Annotated in this window: 11 protein-coding genes and 1 pseudogene; 7 read left to right on the plus strand and 5 right to left on the minus strand. The window is 69.1% G+C overall.

What is annotated here, in order from left to right; genetic code table 11:
• Positions 1–7: 7 nt before the first annotated feature.
• Complete coding sequence (locus tag ACSQ9E_RS19145; protein WP_436218848.1) at positions 8–1222, minus strand: efflux RND transporter periplasmic adaptor subunit; 1215 nt, start codon at positions 1220–1222, stop codon at positions 8–10.
• A gap of 158 nt (positions 1223–1380) precedes the next feature.
• On the opposite strand from ACSQ9E_RS19145, the gene hpnC reads away from it, so the two are divergent.
• Complete coding sequence (gene hpnC, locus ACSQ9E_RS19150; RefSeq protein WP_436218849.1) at positions 1381–2271, plus strand: squalene synthase HpnC; 891 nt, start codon at positions 1381–1383, stop codon at positions 2269–2271.
• Positions 2272–2294: 23 nt separating this feature from the next.
• Here hpnC and ACSQ9E_RS19155 read toward each other — a convergent pair whose 3' ends face one another.
• Positions 2295–3245, minus strand: a complete 951-nt coding sequence (locus ACSQ9E_RS19155) for a LysR substrate-binding domain-containing protein (protein WP_235514336.1) — start codon at positions 3243–3245, stop codon at positions 2295–2297.
• A gap of 231 nt (positions 3246–3476) precedes the next feature.
• Between ACSQ9E_RS19155 and ACSQ9E_RS19160 the strand changes: the two genes are divergently transcribed.
• The 4 genes from ACSQ9E_RS19160 (at position 3477) to ACSQ9E_RS19175 (ending at position 7615) form a co-directional block, all read left to right on the plus strand.
• Positions 3477–4670 carry an MFS transporter gene (locus tag ACSQ9E_RS19160; RefSeq protein WP_157412396.1) on the plus strand — a complete coding sequence of 398 codons (1194 nt, stop codon included), beginning with the start codon at positions 3477–3479 and terminating at the stop codon, positions 4668–4670.
• 35 nt (positions 4671–4705) lie between these two features.
• Positions 4706–5182 carry a hypothetical protein gene (locus ACSQ9E_RS19165; protein WP_436218850.1) on the plus strand — a complete coding sequence of 159 codons (477 nt, stop codon included), beginning with the start codon at positions 4706–4708 and terminating at the stop codon, positions 5180–5182.
• 380 nt (positions 5183–5562) lie between these two features.
• Complete coding sequence (locus tag ACSQ9E_RS19170) at positions 5563–6963, plus strand: L-serine ammonia-lyase (RefSeq protein WP_436218851.1); 1401 nt, start codon at positions 5563–5565, stop codon at positions 6961–6963.
• A 73-nt stretch (positions 6964–7036) separates the two neighbouring features.
• Positions 7037–7615, plus strand: coding sequence for a hypothetical protein (locus tag ACSQ9E_RS19175; RefSeq protein ID WP_436218852.1), 579 nt, complete (start codon positions 7037–7039; stop codon positions 7613–7615).
• Between the two features lie 117 nt (positions 7616–7732).
• On the opposite strand, the pseudogene ACSQ9E_RS19180 reads toward ACSQ9E_RS19175, so the two are convergent.
• Both ACSQ9E_RS19180 and ACSQ9E_RS19185 read right to left on the minus strand, forming a co-directional pair.
• Positions 7733–8689 (minus strand): annotated as a pseudogene (locus tag ACSQ9E_RS19180) (Bug family tripartite tricarboxylate transporter substrate binding protein).
• A 62-nt stretch (positions 8690–8751) separates the two neighbouring features.
• Complete coding sequence (locus tag ACSQ9E_RS19185) at positions 8752–10113, minus strand: FAD-dependent oxidoreductase (RefSeq protein ID WP_057200970.1); 1362 nt, start codon at positions 10111–10113, stop codon at positions 8752–8754.
• A 101-nt stretch (positions 10114–10214) separates the two neighbouring features.
• On the opposite strand from ACSQ9E_RS19185, the gene ACSQ9E_RS19190 reads away from it, so the two are divergent.
• Both ACSQ9E_RS19190 and ACSQ9E_RS19195 read left to right on the plus strand, forming a co-directional pair.
• Positions 10215–11099: a LysR family transcriptional regulator gene (locus ACSQ9E_RS19190; RefSeq protein WP_057264155.1), complete on the plus strand. Its 885-nt coding sequence runs from the start codon at positions 10215–10217 to the stop codon at positions 11097–11099.
• A 102-nt stretch (positions 11100–11201) separates the two neighbouring features.
• On the plus strand, positions 11202–11633 hold the full coding sequence (locus tag ACSQ9E_RS19195; RefSeq protein ID WP_436218853.1) for a hypothetical protein: 432 nt from the start codon (positions 11202–11204) through the stop codon (positions 11631–11633).
• 29 nt (positions 11634–11662) lie between these two features.
• Here the strand turns inward: ACSQ9E_RS19195 and ACSQ9E_RS19200 are convergent, their stop codons facing one another.
• Positions 11663–15274, minus strand: a complete 3612-nt coding sequence (locus ACSQ9E_RS19200) for an AAA domain-containing protein (protein WP_436218854.1) — start codon at positions 15272–15274, stop codon at positions 11663–11665.
• Positions 15275–15299 lie beyond the last annotated feature (25 nt).

Below are 15299 nucleotides of genomic sequence, written 5' to 3' on the forward strand. Positions count from 1 at the left end.
CGGGCCCTTACTTGGAAGCAGGGGCCGCAGCCACGGGCGTCGCCGCTGGCGCGGGGGGCGCTGCAGGCAGCGCCACATTGCCGGCAGCCGTCTGCGCCTTGGCCGCAGGGGCACCGCTCGACTTGGGCTGGTAGATCATGACCTTCTGCCCAGGCGAGAGCACGTGCACGCCCGTGGCCACCACCTGCATGCCGGGGGTCAGGCCTGCGGCCACCACGGCATCGTTGCCGTCGGCCGTGGCGATCTGCACCACCTGTGATTTGACGGTGCTGGTGGCCGGGTCGTACACCCACACGGCCGTGGACTGACCCTCCTGGCGCAGCGCGCTGGTGGGCAGCTTGATGGCCACCACGCCGGCATGGCCCAGCGCCTTGGGCTGGGCATACACCGTGGCGCCCAGCGCCGGTGCATCCTTGCCCTCGATGGCCACCTTGACCTGGAAGGTGCGCGTGGCCGCATCGGCACTGGCCGCCACCTCGCGCACCTTGCCCGCCAGCTCGGCACCGCCCGACCAGCCGCGCACGGCCACGTCGGAGCCCACAGCGATCTGGGCGACCTTGTCCTCAGGCACGGCAAACACCACGTCGCGCGGGCCGTCCTGGGCAATGCGCACCACCGGCGTACCGGCAGAGACGACCTGGCCCGGCTCGGCCTCAATGCCCGTGACCACGCCCGACACGTCGGCCACCAGGCGCGTGTAGGTGGCCTGGTTGCCCTGCGACGACAGTTGCGCACGCGCCTGGTCCAGCGTGGCCTGCGCGGCCTTCAAGGTCGCGTCGCGGCGCTCCAGCTCGGCGCCGCTGATGAAGTTCTGGTCCTTCAGGGTCTGGTAACGCTTGTAGTCGGCCGCCGCCAGGTCGCGCTGCGTGGTGGCCGAGGCCAGTTGCGCACGCGCCGAGTCGGCCGCCAGCTGGTAGTCGCGCGGGTCGAGCTGGGCGAGCACGTCGCCGGCCTTCACGCGCTGGCCGAGTTCGGCCTGGCGCTGCACGATCTTGCCCGCCACGCGAAAGCCCAGGCGCGATTCCACGCGGGCACGCACCTCACCGGCGTATTCCACCTGCGACTGCAATGCTCCCACGCCGACCGTCATCAGCTTGACGGAGCGCACCGGCTCCTCGGGCGGGGCGGGCCGCGAGCAGGCGGCCAGCACCAGGGCCGAGGCCGCCAGCAACAAAAACCTGGAGGGCCGGTGAATGGGCCGCGAAGCGGAGGGTGTGCGCATGGAAAATCCGGTGAATGAAAAGGGCAACACGAAGGTCGGCCAGCGCCACCCCCACGACCGCCAGGTCGTTCAGGGTTAACACTGACAAAACAAGTTACTGACTGACTGGTTAGTAATCTATGAGAACGTCTCCGCCTTGTCAAGCGACAATCCATGCCGTGAACCCCACCCCAAGCACCTCGCCCGCTGCCGCCCCATCCACCGCCCCCGCAGTGGCCCCGCCGGTCACGCATTACGAAAATTTCCCCGTCGCATCGCTGCTGTGCCCGCCGCACCTGCGCCCCGTCATCGCCGCCATCTACGCTTTCGCACGCACGGCCGACGACATCGCCGACGAGGGCGATGCCCCACCCGCCGAGCGCCTGGCCGATCTGGCCGCGTTCAACGCAGACCTCTCGGCCATCGCCGAGGGCCATGCCCCCTCGCCCCGCTGGGCCGATGTGTTCGTGCCGCTGCAGGCCGTGCTGGTCAGCCACCACCTGCCCGTGCCGCTGCTCGCCGACCTGCTCAGCGCCTTTGCCCAGGACGTGGAAAAAACCCGCGATGCCGACGGCTACGCCGACCGCACCGAGCTGGTCGATTACTGCCGCCGCTCGGCCAACCCCGTGGGCCGGCTGCTGCTGCACCTGTACGGCGTGGACGGGGAAGAGGCCCTGTCGCAGAGCGACGACATCTGCACCGCGCTGCAATTGGCCAATTTCTGGCAGGACCTGAGCGTGGACATCCCGCGCGGACGCCATTACCTGCCGCGCGAGGACTGCGCTGCCCACGGCGCCTGCCAGGCCGAGCTGCTGGAGCTGCGCAGCACGCCAGAGAACGCCCGCCTGATCCTGGACTGCGCCGCCTGGGCCCGCGCCAGCATGCTGCGCGGCGCGCCGCTGGTGCACCGCCTGCCCGGCCGCGCAGGCTGGGAGCTGCGTCTGGTGGTACAAGGCGGCCTGCGCATCCTGGACAAGGTGCAGGCCCTCAGGGGCGCCAGCATGCACACGCGCCCCAAGCTCAATCCCTGGGACTGGTGCGTGATGCTGGGGCGGGCGCTGGTGATGTAAGCGGTCAATGCCCGGCGGGCGGCTCAGGCCACCGCCAGCCAGTCGCAGAACGCCACCGACGCCGCATCCTGCGCGGCGCGTGGCGAGAGCATCCAGTAATACTTCTTGTCGCCCGAGAGCAGCTGCGGGAAAGGCATGGCCAGCAACCCGCTGGCCAGCGCCTCGCCCAGGAAACGCGGGTTGCCCAGCGCCACGCCCAGGCCCTGGATGGCGGCCTGCACGCTCAGGTGGGCATGGTCGAACACCAGGTCGCCGGCGGGCTGGATGTCCTGCGTGCCCGCCTCCTGCAGCCACTGCTGCCACACCAGCGGGGTCGAGCGGCTGTGCAGCAGCGTGTGCCGCGCCAGATCGCGTGGCGCCTGGATGGCCTTGGCGCCCGCCAGCAGCGCGGGGCTGCACACGGGGGTGAGCACATCGGGAAGAAACGCACCCGCACGGATGCCGCGCCAGGGTGTGCGCTGCTGCAGCAGCGCCAGTTCGCCATCGGCAAAGCAGCGGATCGAGACGTCATAGTCCGCCGGCTCGAAGTCCAGATGCCCCACCGTCGTGACGAGCTGCACATCCAGCCCCGGCATCTGCGCGCAGAACGCCGCCAGGCGCGGGATCAGCCACTGCGTGGCGAAGGTGGAGGTGGCATTCACCGCCAGCGTGTTGCGTCGCGTGGGCCGCTTGATGCCGGCGGTGGACCGGGCCATCAGGTCCAGCGCGCTGGTCAGCCCCGGCAGGTAGGCAGCGCCCGGCGGCGTGAGCGCCAGGCCCCGCCCCTCGCGCTGCACCAGGGCCACGCCCAGCCATTCCTCCAGCGCCTTGATTTGGTGGCTGACGGCGCTTTGCGTCACCGACAGTTCGTGCGCGGCCTGCGTCACGCTGAGCAGCCGGCCTGCCGCCTCGAAGGCGCGCAGCATGTTCAGCGGCGGCAGGCGGCGGGGCGAGCCCGGGACGGCGTGACCATTTTTGGCATGAGCTGGTTTCATGAGTTTGCGAATTATTGTCGATAGTCTTCCGTAGCGCCACTGCGTAGCATCGGCCCCATGCAAGGACACAACTGGTTAGATTTGCTCATCATGTGCCGGGCCTGCGACATGCCTGCGCAACGGCCCGCCCGGCCACCACCGGTGCAAAGCCCTCCCGCCAGCCCAGGGCATGGTCGCAGCGTCATCGCCCCGCCATCCAACGGCGCCACACTGGCTATCCCCCTGCCCACCATGACGGCTTCCAGCGCAAGCACAACCGCACCGATCTCTGCCACGGCCCCGGCACGCCCTTTGGCCGCCAGCCGGGCAGCGGCGCACGCCACGCGCGTGGCCTTCTTCATCAGCGGCTTTGCCATGGCGGCCTGGGCGCCGCTGGTGCCCTTCACCAAGGCACAGCTGTCCCTCCACGAGGCCACACTCGGCCTGCTGTTGCTGTGCATGGGCGCAGGCTCCATCGTCTCCATGCCGCTGGCCGGTGCGCTCAGCGCGCGCTGGGGCTGCCGGCGGGTGCTGGTGGCGTCCGCGCTGCTGGTCTGCGCCAGCCTGCCGCTGCTGGCCCTGGCGCCCACGGCGCCCTGGCTGGGCGTGGCGCTGTTCCTGTTCGGCGCGGGCATCGGCGGGCTGGGCTGCGCGGGCAACATCCAGGCCATCCTCGTCGAGCGGGCCAGTGGCCGGCCCATGATGTCGGGCTTTCACGGGCTGTTCAGCCTGGGCGGTGTGGCAGGGGCCGGCGGCATGATCGTGCTGCTGGGTGTGCTGGGTACCTCGCTGGGTCAGGCCACCGCCGCCGTGGCGGCCGTGGTGCTGGCACTGCTGGCGCTGGCGGCACCACATTTCCTGGCCGGCGGCGGCGCGCAGAGCGGCCCGGCCTTCGCCCGCCCCACGGGCGTGGTCTTGTTCATCGGCACGCTGTGCTTCATCCTCTTCCTGGCCGAGGGCGCCATGCTGGACTGGAGCGCCGTGTTCCTCACCCAGGTGCAGGGCATGCCCGCCGAGCGCGCGGGCCTGGGCTATGCCGCCTTCGCCACGGCCATGACGGTGGGCCGCCTCACCGGGGACCGCTGGGTCCGCCGCATAGGCCCGCAGCGCACGGTGCTCACAGGCGCCCTGCTGGCCGCTGCCGGCCTGGGGCTGGCCACGCTGGCGCCCACCTGGCCTCTGGCCCTGCCCGGTTTTGCGCTGGTGGGCCTGGGCTGCTCGAACATCGTGCCGGTGCTGTTTTCACTCGCTGGCAGGCAGCACGCCATGCCGGAGAGCCTGGCGGTTCCCGCGATTGCCACCATGGGTTATGCCGGCGTGCTCATGGGCCCGGCGCTGATCGGCTTCGTGGCGCACGGCACCAGCCTGGTGGCCGCCTTGCTGCTGCTGGCGGGTCTGCTGGGGGCCGTGGCCGCCAGCGCCCGCCGTCTGGGCACGCTGGACTGACGGAACGAACACAACGCGACCCGAATCACAACACCATGGCCATCGATTGCAGCACCGCCCCGCCCGCCGCCAGCCTGACCGCGACAGCACCGCGCGTGGTGGCCCGGTTGCGTGTGGGCGTGCGCCACGCGCCCACCTCGCTGTGCGTGCGCATCACCTGCCTGAACACCGCTGCAACACCCTCGCCCGCACAGGATCTGGAGCACAGCCTGGCCCAGGTGCTGGCCGCCGCCGACCGCCTGCTGCGCGAGGCCGGCAGCCACAGGCACCGCACCCTCTCGTGCGAGCTGTTCGTGCGCGAACCCGCCCGCATAGCGGACGCCAGGCGCATGGTGTGCGGCTGGATGGCCGGCGGCCTGGCCCGCCAGCAGGTGGCACCACCGGCGGTGCACGCCCATTCGCTGGCACGGCCACAGCCCCCCGCGGCCGGCGCGGCAGGCCAGGCGGCTGCGGCACCCCTGGTTGAAATTGCACTGGTGGTGGCGCACAGGGCAGACAGAGGCGCTGTGTAAGAAACATTCATGGGCGGCAAGCCAGGCCAGCGACGCCTTGTCAAGACGCACCGTTATGGCCTGAGACCATTGTGGCGCATCAATAGGTTGCTATCCAAGGCATAGCAATCGACGGCAGCCACCGGCCTTGCCCCCGTGCCCGGTCGAACCGCTCAGGGATAACGCGTGTGCTGCCACGGAGCCGTGCGGTTAGCCTCGCCCCCACTCCAGCGCCAAGAGTGCTGGCAGTGCGAAGACGCATGTTGTCTTGTTCATGATCGACCGGCCAGCGATGGCGCCACCCGCGCCATCGCTGTCTTCTCTGTGCATGGGCCGGCGGCATGCGGCCGTCGCTGTTGTTCACCGAACCCACCGGTATCCCATTGAAGGCACAGCACCCCATGTCCGTCAGCGTTTTCGACCTCTTCAAGATCGGCATCGGCCCCTCCAGCTCGCACACCGTGGGGCCCATGATCGCGGCGCGGCAGTTTGCCTGCCACCTGAAGGCCACGGTGGGCCTGGCGGCGGTGCACAGCGTGGTGGTGGAGCTGTTCGGCTCGCTCTCGGCCACCGGCGTAGGCCATGGCACCGACACCGCCGTGCTGCTGGGCCTGGCCGGGCATGAGCCCGACCGCATCGACCCCGACCAGATAGCCCCCACCATTGCCCAGATCCGCGCCAGCCGCAGCCTGGCCCTGCTGGGCGAGCACGCCGTGCCCTTCGTCGAAAAGGAGCACCTGCTGTTTCGCCGCCGCAGCCTGCCCTTGCACCCCAACGGCATGGCCTTCCACGCGCTGGATGCCAACGGCGTGAAGATCGCCGAGCGCGAGTACTACTCGGTGGGCGGCGGCTTCGTGACGGATGCGGCGGGCGAGCGCGTGCTGAACTCGGCAGCGGCATCGGGGCCCGGCGCCGCCGGGCACGGCAACGGCCTGCCCTACCCCTTCAGCACCGGGGCCGACTTGCTGGCCCAGTGCCAGGCCACCGGCATGGCGGTGGGTCAGATCATGGTAGCCAACGAACTGCACTGGCGCAGCGCCGCCGAGTTGCGCCGCCAGTTGCTGGCCATCTGGCACACCATGGCCCGTGCCGTGCAGCGCGGCTGTGCGGCCACCGGCACCCTGCCCGGCCCCATGCACGTGCGCCGCCGCGCGGCCGAGCTGCACAAGAGCCTGAACACCCAGTCCGAAGCCGCCCGGCGCGACCCCTTGTCGATGATGGACTGGGTGAACCTCTACGCCATGGCCGTCAACGAGGAAAACGCCGCCGGTGGCCGCGTGGTGACCGCGCCCACCAACGGCGCGGCCGGCGTGATCCCGGCCGTGCTGCAGTACTACGTGAACTTTCTGCCCGGCGCGGATGAGGACGGCATCGCCACCTTCCTCCTCACCGCCGGTGCCATCGGCATCATCTACAAGAAGAACGCGTCGCTGTCGGGCGCCGAGGTGGGCTGCCAGGGCGAGGTGGGCGTGGCCTGCTCCATGGCCGCCGGCGCCCTGGCCGCCGTGATGGGCGGCAGCCCCGAGCAGGTGGAAAACGCCGCCGAGATCGGCATGGAGCACAACCTCGGAATGACCTGCGACCCCGTGGGCGGGCTGGTGCAGATACCCTGCATCGAGCGCAACGCCATGGGCGCCATCAAGGCCATCAACGCCGCGCGCATGGCCTTGCGCGGCGACGGCCAGCACGTGGTCTCGCTCGACAAGGTGATCAAGACCATGATGCAGACCGGCGCGGACATGAAGGTCAAGTACAAGGAGACCTCGCGCGGCGGGCTGGCGGTGAACGTCGTCGAGTGCTGAAGCCCGGTAGCCGCCCCCTACTCCGGTAGGGTTCTCAGGGATCGGACGGGCCCACAGAATCGGGCTTTTTGCCATGACCTCACTGTTCTCTGCCACTTCACCCACCGCCTTTGCAACCTGCCTCTCGCTGATCGCCATCACCGCCGCACTGGCCGGCTGCGGAGGCGGGAGCGATGACGCCCCGCAGCTGGACGTGGCCCTGCTCGCGGGCGACTGGCAGCACCAGGGTTGCCATGTGGTCAGCAGCAACCTGAGCCAGCGCAGCGTTATGCGCATGGTGCGCCAGGAGACCACGCTGTTCACCCAAACCTATGGTGCGTTGACCTACACCAACGGCGACTGCACGGGCAGCGGCACGGTGGGGGACTTCTCGCCGGACACTGCCAACCAGCTTGCGGCACGCCGCACGGCGTCCACCGGCTCCCTGGCCATCTTCTGGGGGTACTGGACCCGTGATCCGGCCGACAGCCCTCCCTACGGCCGGTGGGTGCTCACGGGCGATTTCATGTGCCCTGCGTTCTACGGCACCTTGACCATTTTCCCCTCGCCGCCGCCCCCGGAGCCGCACACCTACTACGACCTGGAAATCGCCACACGCCAGACCGACGAGATGCTGCAGCGCAGGGCCTGCTTCACGCGCATGCCCGCGTGAAGGCGTCTTTCGTGCGCCACCAATGCACCGGGTCCAGATGAGCCCATACCCGTGCAGTGGGGAGGGCAAGGGAGCCCAACCCTTCCCGCCGAGCCCCCGGGCAGATGTGGCGGGCCCCTACTCCAGCCGGATCCCCCGGGCCGTGATGATGCCGCCCATGATCGCGGCCTCGTCCTTGACGCGGCTGACCAGGCCGTCCGGTGCCGTGCCCACGGCCTGCCAGCCCTGGTTGAGCAGCTTCTCGCGGGTTTCAGCGCTGCGCATGATGCGGGGGACCTCGGTATTCAGCCGGTCCTGCGCCGCCCTGGAGAGCCTGGACGGGCCCACCAGGGCGGTCCACACTTCCAGGTGGAAGTCGCGCACGCCCGCATCGGCCAGCGAAGGCACTTCGGGCGCCACGGTGCTGCGCCCACCCGCAAGACCGATGGCCCGGAGCTTGCCGGCCCGCACCTGCGGCATGGCGATGCCCGGGGGCACCAGCGCCATCTGGATCTCGCCCCCCAGCAAGCCGGTGATCACCTCGGGGTTGCCCTTGAACGGTACGTGCATGGGTGCCAGACCCTTGGACCTGGTCTTGAGCACCTCCATGCCCAGGTGCCCCACCGAGCCGTTGCCGACCGATCCGTAGTTCTACCGGTCCCCATTGCGTGCCGCTGCGGCGAAGAAGGCAGCCCCATCGGGCTCCTTCGCGGGCGCCACCAGCACCAGGGGTGCCGTGGCCAGCAGGGAGAGATAGCTGAAATCCTTCGCGGGGTCATAGGGGAGTTTCGGGTACAGCATCCTGGCCGAGGTCAGATTGCCATTGATGACGATGCCCAGCGTGTGGTCGTCCGTGGCCTTGGCCACCTGGTCCGCAGCGATGTTGCCCGACGCCCCGGCCTTGTTTTCGACGATGACGGCCTGCCCCAGCACCCTGGACAGCGGCTCGGCCAGGCTGCGCGCCACGATGTCCGGGCTCGACCCGCCCGGGAATCCGACGAGGATGCGCACCGTCTTTGTGGGCCAGGCAGAAGTCGCCTGGGCCTGCGCCAGAGGAGGTACAAGAGCGTTGCATGCAGCGGCCAGTGCCGCCATGTTCAGGCTGCGTCTTTTCATGGATTGTCTCCAGGGGGTTCTTGTTGGAATAGGGAGGGATGTCAGGCCGCGTCGCGGCCCAGGTAGGCGCCGTCGGCTTCCAGCCGCTGCTGCAGGGTCTTGACCGGCAGGTCGCGCGGACGGACGCCACCCCGGACTGCCAGCGCGGCGGCAGTACCCGCCGCCTGGCCCATCACGAAGCAAGCCCCCGATACGCGCGCAGCTGATTGGCCCATGTGGGTCATCGATGCACACCGGCCCGCGACCAGCAGGTTGTCGACCTGCAGCGGCAGCAGCATGCGGTAGGGCAGATGGTTGAAGCCGCGGCTGTTCGGGATGTCCTGCCACTTGAAGGCAATGTTGCCGGCGACGTGCTCCTCGATCATCCAGCCGTTGACGCCGATGCTGTCGTCAAAGCTCGCGCACTGCAGCACGTCTTCCTCGGTCAACTGGTACTCGCCCAGCACGCGGCGGGTTTCGCGCACGCCGACCTGCGGTGCGATCTCCAGCAGGTAGGCGTTCTGAAAGCCCGGCGCGCACTCGCGCAGGAACTGGAAGAAGTCGACGATCTGGCGCCGTCCCTGCACCTCCGCATCGCTGAGCTGCGCGGCATTCGTGCCGTCCACCGGGCTGCCATCGGCATTGGCCAGTTGGGTCACGTTGGCACGCCACTCCGCAGGGTTCTTCTGCGGGCGGATGATGGGCGTCTTGCGCGGGAACCTGCGCCCGCGCTTTTCGGCCTCGTCCATCAGTTGGCCGAAGTGGTTGTAGGCATCGCCCGCCTGCGCCGCATCCACGCCGTTGACCCGGAACATGGTCGAGGGGTACATCATGCCGTGCCCGTCGGTGCCTTTCTCGAAGGGCGCGTCGGCAAACGCCGCCAGGTCCCCATCGCCCGTGCAGTCGATGAAAACCCGGGCCAGCACGGCGTAGCGCCCGGACTTGGTTTCGATCAGTGCCGCACGGATCTCCTGCGGCCCGTTCATCAGCACCCCGACCAGGGTGGCGTGGAACAGCAGCTGCGCGCCGCTGGCGAGCACCAGATCGTCCGCAGCCACCTTGAACGCGGCGTTGTCATAGGCCTGGGCCGCGATCTTGTTGCCAAAGAGCACATGCGGCTCGTTGAGGCCTCCGAGGGCGCCGATGCGTGCCAGCAGGTCATCGGCAACGCCATGCACCACCCGCTCGATGGTGCCGTGCACATTGGCATGCAGGCCGCAGAAGTTCGTCACGCCTGCGGCCGTGCCCATGCCCCCCAGGAAGCCGTAGCTTTCGACCAGCAACGTGGACTGGCCGGTCCGCGCCGCAGCGGTGGCCGCTGCAATGCCCGCAGGCCCCCCTCCGAGCACAACGACATCGTATGCACCCCAGACGGGCGTGTTGCGGCTGGGTTCGGTCAGGGTGGCGGGCTGGGCGTCTTGCATGGGTCTGTCTTTCGTGGATTGCAGGGTTGCCCGAATGCTAGGTTGCAGGCACTATTGCGCCAATACCATGGCGTCAATACCTCCAAACGCAAATCCAAATAATGGACCTGAAACTGCTGACCGTTTTTGACGAGGTCTACAAGACACGCAGCGTGTCGCGTGCGGGGGAGAACCTGGGCATTGCGCAGTCCTCCATCAGCATCGCGCTGGCGCGGCTGCGGCGGCATTTTGGCGACCCGCTGTTCGTGCGCACGTCGGAGGGCATGCTGCCGACGCCCCACGCCACCTCGCTGGTGGAGCCGGTTCGCCAGGCACTGGAGCTGCTGCGCGGGATCACCCGGCAGCGGGCCGTCTTCGATCCGTCCAGGGCGCAGCGCACCTTTCGCATCTGCATGACCGACATCACCCACCTGGCACTGCTCCCGTCACTCATCAACCGCCTGGGAGACATCGCCCCCGGGATCAACGTGCAGATCACGCACATCTCGGGGCAGACGCCCAAGATGCTCGAGTCCGGCGAGGCCGACCTGGCGGTGGGTTTCATGCCACAACTGGAAGCCGGCTTCTACCAGCAGAAGCTTTTCGACCAGGACTTTGCCTGCGTGGTGCGCAGCCAGCACCCACGCATCCGCTCGCGCCTGTCGCCGGCGATGTTCAAGCGCGAGAGGCACGTGGTGGTCACCGGGGCGGGCACGGGCCAGAGCCTGGTGGAGGAAGAGCTCGAACGGCTCGGCATAGAACGCAACGTGGCCTTGCAACTGCCCAACTACCTGGGCATCGGCGCGTTGGTCGCCAACACGGACCTGGTGGTGACCGTGCCCCAGCGCCTGGCGGAAACCCTGGTGCGCATCGCCGACGTCAAGGCCCTGGCACCGCCGTTCGCGCTGCCGGTCTTTGCCATCAAGCAGCACTGGCACGACCGCTACCAGCAGGACCCGGCCAACCGGTGGCTGCGGTCCGTAATTTCCGATCTGTTTCTGGAGTAGCGGTGGGAAGCCGTGGCACCGGGAGACGATGGCACCCACCCAGTCCGGCCCCAGGCACACGTGCCAGGACAGGCCGGATAATCAACCAACCAAGGAAGCCCCATGTCCAACAGCCAGTTCGCCTTCATCCAACGCCAGTCCGTTCCCGACCGCGCCACGCTGCAGGCCTCGCTGGACCGGCTCGGGTTCGACCTCCAGCTGCACCCGGACTTCACGCGCTTCGATGACTCGGGCTTTCTACCCTTCACGCTCAATGGCACAGAAGGCCCGGGGTTCGAGATCCACTACAGCGAGGCGCAGGATGTGGTGGGGGACGACGAGAACTTCGCCGCCATTGCCGGTGGCCGCGACTACTGCATCACCATGACCTGGGGTGGCCGCATGAAGGACCTGGCCTGCGTGATGATGGTCAGCTGCGCACTGGCCCAGGACTTCGGCGCGGCGGTGTCGTACGAGGGGGAGGAACCCTCGCCACTGGAGGAGATGCTGCACACCGTGCAGGTGGCGCTCAAAGAGGCGGCAAAAGAGAAATAAGCGAACAAGCAGGCAGGCTGCCGCCCTCACTACGCGAACGGCCTCTTGGGCACCTGCCGGGCCAGCTCCGCAAAATGGCCCACGCTGCCCCAGGCGGTGCGCGAGCCCACCACATACAGCCGCGATTTCGCGCGCGAGGCCATGACGTTGAGGATATTGGGCACACCGCCAGCCCACTGCCGGGCGCCCTTTTCGCCCGCCATGGGGGCGCCCAGCACCGCGATCACGGCCTCGGCTTCCTTGCCCTGGAAGGTGTGGATGGTGCCCACGCGCTCGTCGAGCCATTTGCGCGCATCGACCCCGAAGAGTTCGAACAGCTGGGGCTCGGCGCGCAGCAGCAGGCGCATTTCCTGCGCCACCACGCGGAAGGGGCAGATCACGTAGATGTCGGGGTGCTGCACGCCGGCGCGGGCCAGCTTGCGCAGCATGCGCATGACCACCTGGCCTTCTTCGGCGCTCCACTTGGGGGCGCTGGCGGTGGAGCTGGTGTCGGGGTCGAACCACGCGGAGGGGCCCAGCACGTCAGCGACATCGCCCACGCTGTCAGGCCCCATGGCCGGCACCATGCGGTTGTCGTAGGCAATCGCGTTGGACACGCCGAACATGGGCTCCTGGAAGCGGCGGCGCACCAGCAGCGGCAGGCCCACCACGCGGGTGCCGTCGGGCGTGCTGAAGCGCGCCTGGATGGCGCTGGCGCTGTCGGCAAGGGTCTGCACGGATGCCTGGGGGGCGCACCACAGGCTGCGGTCCACGCGCTGCTGCAGGGCGATCTGGTTCACCAGGTTCTCGGGGATGGTGACCACGGGCGGTATCTGCAGCGTATCGCCCACGATGACGGCGCGCCGGGCGCGCATGAGCGCACCCACCGCCGCCTGGGGCGTGGCCTGCCCGGCTTCATCCACCAACAGCCAGCCGAACGATGCGGGAGCCAGGTCGCCCAGCATGCGGTGCACGGACGCGAAGGTGGTGGCCACCACGGGCACCACCAGGAACAGGCTGGACCACAGGTCGGGCAGCAACTGGCGCCGCGCCGCGTCCTGGAAGGTGCCGGACTGCAGGGCGGCCATCAGCACGCCCAGGTTGTGCTCCATCTTGTGGGCGGCCACGGTGACGAAGGCCTTGTGCACCTCCAGCGCGGCGATGAACAGTTTCTCGCGCTCCTTGTGGATCTGGTCGTTGAGCCAGGGCATGGCCAGGTTCCAGGCCTCATGGCCGCGGTCGAAGAAGGATTCGTCGACGAAACGGTCACCGATGCGGGCGTACGCCTCCTTGAGCATGGCACCCAGATTCTCTTCCTCGCGCTGCGCGGTTTCGAGCTGGGCGTTGACCATGCCCAGCTCTTCGGCAAACCCCTTTTGCCGCTGCGCTGCCGTTTCCAGCGTGGCCTGCACCTGGGCTTCGGCGCGCACGGCCTCGCGGTGGACGCCTTCGCGCGCAGACGCTTCGGACATCCAGCGCCGAAACGCCTCCGAGACGAACACCCGCGCCGAGACACCGGGGCGGGCCGCCTGCAGGGCCTGCAGCTCGCGCTCGGCCGCCACGACGGCGGCGCGGGCCTTGCTGGAGCCTTCGATGGCCAGGGCGTAAGCGGCTGCCGCCGTGCTCAGCGACTGGGCGGTGGCCTTGTGCCTGACGTGCAGCTGGCTGATGTCATCGTGCAGTCGGGTCAGCCGGGGGGCCAGTGTCCGCGCCTCTTCCAGCCGGGCAAGAATGGCCTCGACCGAATGCTTGAGTTCGATGAACGACTTGCGCGCCCGCTTCCACTGCTGCAGTGCCGCATCGCCGCTGAGCGGCCGCTCGGCCGCGACGATGCGGGGCGCCACCATGCGGGGCGCCTGGCCCTCTGCGGCGGGCTCCGGCCGCGACACGTCCAGCCCGCGCGCCGCCTTGAGGTAGGTGGCAAAGCCGAAGTCCTCGTGCAGCCAGAACCGCTGGCGGAAATCCCGGCGGTTGCGGCTGTTGCCGAGCGCGGCGGCCATCAGTCCCCACGGCTGGTCGGCGGGGTCGGCTGGGAAGTTCTTTTCCTCGCCATACAGCAAGGCCCTGGCGGTGGAGGAAAAGTACCGGGGGCCGGGCTCGATGCTGCGGCCGGCGGGCAGCTCACGGCTGACGTTTTCCACTGCCTTGTTGTTGCTCGATGCGACGAGCACCTCGAAGCCCTTGATCCGCGGGTCCAGCCCATGCAGGTGGAGAAACTCCCCATCGCCCACCTGGAACCGCTGGCCGGTCGGGATGAACGCCTTGTTCGGATCGTCGAACTCCACCAGCCGGGCTGCACGGCTCTCCACGCAATGGGCCACCAGGTCGCGCAGCAGGGTCATCTTGCCGGTGCCCGGGGGGCCGTTCACCGCCAGGATGCCCTGCCTGTCACCGGCAAATTCGCTGCGCGCAGCGTTCACGGCGGCCTGCTGCAGCGTCACCACCGGGTGGCTGCCCCGGCTGGGCCAGCGCGCTGGCGGAAAGCGCGCGGGGGCAATCAGCGCGGCAATGCCTGCGGTGTCCTTGAGCAAATCGACTGCTGGCGCGGGCTTCAGCACGGACAGGTAGCGCAGCAGGGTTTCGGGCGCGGTCCCGGCATCCACCATGGCGCGCGCCGTGGCCAGGTCGTCGAGGTAGAACGAGTTGATGGGCGGCAAATCCGGCGCGCCCTCCAGCTTGGGGTGGCGGTACAGCCGCGCCACGAAGCTCGGTGGCAGCACATGGTCGGCGCGCAGGCCCAAGGTGCTGCACAGCCAGGCATGGATGTCGTGGATCGCCTTCAGGTCCAGCGGCAGGGGCCGGCCTGCACCATCCACCCGCACGAGGCGCTGGTGCAGTTGCTCGCGCAGCAGCCGTTCGGCATCGGGCCAGCGTGCGAGCGTGCCGGCCTTGCCGCGCAGCACCGCAGGCACGCCCCACGCAAAGCTGGAGATGGAAACGGTGTCGGGGCCAGCGGGCAGGCCGTCCTGGTCCACGATGGCCATGGCGATCGGCGCCCGGTGCCTTTGAAAGGTGCGCGTCTCCTCGTCCTTGCCGAACGAGGCCAGCAGGTCGGTCATGCACATTTCCATGCTGACCTCGCCCAGCACCACCAGGTAGAACAGCCTGAACGGCGGCTTGTAGGACTGCTCGCCCCGCTGCCACGGCAAGGGTTCGCCATCGACCTTGGCGATGGCCGCACGGTCGCCGCCGACGAGCGTTGCCGGGTCGGTGTAGGCCAGTGGGGCCAGCACCTCCAGCGACAGCCAGGACGACAGGATGGCGTGGGCCGAGTCTTGCACGGCGTGCGCTGGGGCGGCGGGCGCCAACTCCAGTACAGCCAGGGCGGCCCCGGCCTCGGCATCGCCGGACCGCGCCGCGCCAGGGGTGGCTGCGGCCGCCGGGGTATCGGCGGCCCCCCCCGCCGGCCGGACCGATGCGCCAGGCAAGGAAAGGGAGAACGGTGCCCGGTCCACAGCGCCTGCCTGTCCGTCAGTCAGCGGGGCGCTGCCAGGCAGCGCAGCAGGGGCCGGCTGGCGAAAGGCAGCGCCTGCGCGGCGATGGGGCTTTTTGGCGGGAATGGCATTGGCAACCTCTTTCGTACCCTGTGTGGCTTCGTGCGGCGCTGGAAGATCGGCGAGGCCCTCCCCGGCGTCGGGGTGGTTGGCGTGGGGGGAGGACATGGCTATCAAAAAATGCGCGCAGCCA

Source organism: Acidovorax sp. LjRoot118, assembly GCF_964253575.1.
Lineage (GTDB): Bacteria > Pseudomonadota > Gammaproteobacteria > Burkholderiales > Burkholderiaceae_C > Acidovorax.

Bases quoted from the DNA above. Each gene is read 5' to 3' on its own strand.
- ACSQ9E_RS19145 (WP_436218848.1), bottom strand. From the start codon at position 1,222: ATGCGCACACCCTCCGCTTCGCGGCCCATTCACCGGCCCTCCAGGTTT.
- ACSQ9E_RS19155 (WP_235514336.1), bottom strand. From the start codon at position 3,245: ATGAAACCAGCTCATGCCAAAAATGGTCACGCCGTCCCGGGCTCGCCC.
- ACSQ9E_RS19160 (WP_157412396.1), top strand. From the start codon at position 3,477: ATGACGGCTTCCAGCGCAAGCACAACCGCACCGATCTCTGCCACGGCC.
- ACSQ9E_RS19165 (WP_436218850.1), top strand. From the start codon at position 4,706: ATGGCCATCGATTGCAGCACCGCCCCGCCCGCCGCCAGCCTGACCGCG.
- ACSQ9E_RS19170 (WP_436218851.1), top strand. From the start codon at position 5,563: ATGTCCGTCAGCGTTTTCGACCTCTTCAAGATCGGCATCGGCCCCTCC.
- ACSQ9E_RS19175 (WP_436218852.1), top strand. From the start codon at position 7,037: ATGACCTCACTGTTCTCTGCCACTTCACCCACCGCCTTTGCAACCTGC.
- ACSQ9E_RS19185 (WP_057200970.1), bottom strand. From the start codon at position 10,113: ATGCAAGACGCCCAGCCCGCCACCCTGACCGAACCCAGCCGCAACACG.
- ACSQ9E_RS19190 (WP_057264155.1), top strand. From the start codon at position 10,215: ATGGACCTGAAACTGCTGACCGTTTTTGACGAGGTCTACAAGACACGC.
- ACSQ9E_RS19195 (WP_436218853.1), top strand. From the start codon at position 11,202: ATGTCCAACAGCCAGTTCGCCTTCATCCAACGCCAGTCCGTTCCCGAC.
- ACSQ9E_RS19200 (WP_436218854.1), bottom strand. From the start codon at position 15,274: ATGTCCTCCCCCCACGCCAACCACCCCGACGCCGGGGAGGGCCTCGCC.